Source organism: Sinomonas sp. RB5 (assembly GCF_054063535.1).
Window position 1 is genome coordinate 1 of sequence record NZ_JBSSGJ010000031.1, and the last position, 3,472, is coordinate 3,472.

At 60.5% G+C, this 3,472-nt stretch carries 1 rRNA gene; it reads left to right on the forward strand.

Going from position 1 to position 3,472, the window contains the following annotated elements:
* The first annotated feature begins 249 nt into the window (after positions 1-249).
* Positions 250-3,377: ribosomal RNA gene (locus tag ACVWWH_RS20080) — 23S ribosomal RNA — on the forward strand.
* Positions 3,378-3,472 lie beyond the last annotated feature (95 nt).

Consider the following 3,472-nt stretch of genomic DNA (forward strand, 5'->3'; position numbering starts at 1 on the left):
GTGTGGGGTGCGGGGGTCCGTGGGGGTGCTGGTTCCCGCCTTCCCGTGCCGTGCGGCCCTGCCGCATGGGTGCAGGTTGTGGGGGTTGTTGTTTGAGAACTGTATAGTGGACGCGAGCATCTAGCAATTTCTTCCTGCCGCGCTGTGCCCTGCCCTGTCGGGTGGTGGTGTGGTCGTGGCGGGTCGAGTTTTCTTGTAGGTGTGTGCACGCACGTTGCGTGTGTGTGCGCCCTTTGTGGTTTCTTCTGTGTTGAAGTTTCCAAGGGCGCACGGTGGATGCCTTGGCATCGGGAGCCGATGAAGGACGTGGGAATCTGCGATAAGCCTGGGGGAGTCGATAACCGGACTGTGAGCCCAGGGTCTCCGAATGGGGGAACCCCGCCGCACTTGATGCGGTGACCCGCCGTTGAACGCATAGACGGTGTGGAGGGAACGCGGGGAAGTGAAACATCTCAGTACCCGCAGGAAGAGAAAACAACAGTGATTCCGTCAGTAGTGGCGAGCGAACGCGGATGTGGCCAAACCGTGCGCGTGTGATACCCGGCAGGGGTTGCGCGCAGGGGGTTGTGGGGCCTGGCTTCGATCATCTGCCGGTGGTCGGGGGCGAGTGCAGCAGTGTAGGCGAACGGTCTTGAAGGGCCGGCCGTAGAGGGTGTGAGTCCCGTAGCCGTAACGCTGGTCTGCCGTCCTTGCCGGTGTCCCCAAGTAGCACGGGGCCCGAGGAATCCCGTGCGAATCTGTCAGGACCACCTGATAAGCCTGAATACTACCCGATGACCGATAGCGGACAAGTACCGTGAGGGAAAGGTGAAAAGTACCCCGGGAGGGGAGTGAAACAGTACCTGAAACCGTGCGCCTACAAACCGTCAGAGCCGGCCCCGCTGGGGGTGCGGTGATGGCGTGCCTTTTGAAGAATGAGCCTGCGAGTCAGTGCCACGTCGCGAGGTTAACCCGTGTGGGGGAGCCGTAGCGAAAGCGAGTCTGAACAGGGCGTTCAGTGGCGTGGTCTGGACCCGAAGCGGAGTGATCTACCCATGGCCAGGTTGAAGCGACGGTAAGACGTCGTGGAGGACCGAACCCACTTCAGTTGAAAATGGAGGGGATGAGCTGTGGGTAGGGGTGAAAGGCCAATCAAACTCCGTGATAGCTGGTTCTCCCCGAAATGCATTTAGGTGCAGCGTTGCGTGTTTCTTGCCGGAGGTAGAGCTACTGGATGGCCGATGGGCCCCACAAGGTTACTGACGTCAGCCAAACTCCGAATGCCGGCAAGTGAGAGCGCAGCAGTGAGACTGCGGGGGATAAGCTTCGTAGTCGAGAGGGAAACAGCCCGGACCACCGGCTAAGGCCCCCAAGCGTGTGCTAAGTGGGAAAGGATGTGGAGTTGCCCAGACAACCAGGAGGTTGGCTTAGAAGCAGCCACCCTTGAAAGAGTGCGTAATAGCTCACTGGTCAAGTGATTCCGCGCCGACAATGTAGCGGGGCTCAAGCACACCGCCGAAGCCGTGGCAGTCCCACGTGCACCCTAGCCTTCGTGGTTCAGGGGTGGGGCTGGGTAGGGGAGCGTCGTGCGGGCAGTGAAGCCCCCGGGTGACCGAGGGGTGGAGGCCGCACGAGTGAGAATGCAGGCATGAGTAGCGAAAGACGGGTGGGAAACCCGTCCGCCGGATGATCAAGGGTTCCAGGGTCAAGCTCATCTGCCCTGGGTAAGTCGGGACCTAAGGCGAGGCCGACAGGCGTAGTCGATGGACAACGGGTCGATATTCCCGTACCGGCGAAGGACCGCCCATGCCGGACAGCCGATGCTGACCGCCCGGACCCCACACCCCATGCCTTCGGGCATGGACCGTGGGGCGAGCGCGGGGACCAGAGCTGCGAGGCAAGCGTATTAACAGGTGTGACGCAGGAAGGCAGCCCGGCCAGGCGATGGTTGACCTGGTCCAAGGATGTAGGGCGCGCGGTCGGCAAATCCGCCGCGCACGAAGCCTGAGATCCGACGGGACCCCCTCACGGGGGGATCGGGTGATCCTATGCTGCCGAGAAAAGCATCGACGCGAGGTCCCAGCCGCCCGTACCCCAAACCGACACAGGTGATCAGGTAGAGAATACCAAGGCGATCGAGAGAATCACGGTCAAGGAACTCGGCAAAATGCCCCCGTAACTTCGGGAGAAGGGGGACCCTGACCTTGAACAGGCCGCGCGCCTGGGAGGGGATATGGGTCGCAGAGACCAGGGGGAAGCGACTGTTTACTAAAAACACAGGTCCGTGCGAAGTCGCAAGACGATGTATACGGACTGACTCCTGCCCGGTGCTGGAAGGTTAAGAGGACCCGTCAGCCACTCAGTGGCGAAGCGGAGAATTCAAGCCCCAGTAAACGGCGGTGGTAACTATAACCATCCTAAGGTAGCGAAATTCCTTGTCGGGTAAGTTCCGACCTGCACGAATGGAGTAACGACTTCCCCGCTGTCTCGACCGTGAACTCGGCGAAATTGCACTACGAGTAAAGATGCTCGTTACGCGCAGCAGGACGGAAAGACCCCGAGACCTTCACTACAGTTTGGTATTGGTGTTCGGAGCGGCTTGTGTAGGATAGGTGGGAGACTGTGAAGCGGGCACGCCAGTGCCGGTGGAGTCATCGTTGAAATACCACTCTGGTCGCTTTGGACACCTGAACCTCGGCCCGTGATCCGGGTCAGGGACAGTGCCTGACGGGTAGTTTAACTGGGGCGGTTGCCTCCCAAAGAGTAACGGAGGCGCCCAAAGGTCCCCTCAGCCTGGTCGGCAACCAGGTGGCGAGTGCAAGTGCACAAGGGGGCTTGACTGTGAGAGAGACATCTCGAGCAGGGACGAAAGTCGGGACTAGTGATCCGGCGGCACCTCGTGGAAGGGCCGTCGCTCAACGGATAAAAGGTACCTCGGGGATAACAGGCTGATCTTGCCCAAGAGTCCATATCGACGGCATGGTTTGGCACCTCGATGTCGGCTCGTCGCATCCTGGGGCTGGAGTAGGTCCCAAGGGTTGGGCTGTTCGCCCATTAAAGCGGTACGCGAGCTGGGTTTAGAACGTCGTGAGACAGTTCGGTCCCTATCCGCTGCGCGCGCAGGAGATCTGAGAAGGGCTGTCCTCAGTACGAGAGGACCGGGACGGACGAACCTCTGGTGTGCCAGTTGTACCGCCAGGTGCACGGCTGGTTGGCTACGTTCGGATGGGATAACCGCTGAAAGCATCTAAGCGGGAAGCCCGCTTCAAGATGAGATCTCCACGCCCGTCAAGGGCGAGAGGCCCCCAGCAGACCACTGGGTTGATAGGCCGGACGTGGAAACGAGGACTGAAGACTCGTGAAGCCGACCGGTACTAATAGGCCGACAACCTCAACACACCACACCCCCCACCACCGCAAGGAAAAAAAGGGGGTGCGGTGGAACCACACAATGCTCCGCGTCCACCATACGGTCCCCAGACAACAAACCCCG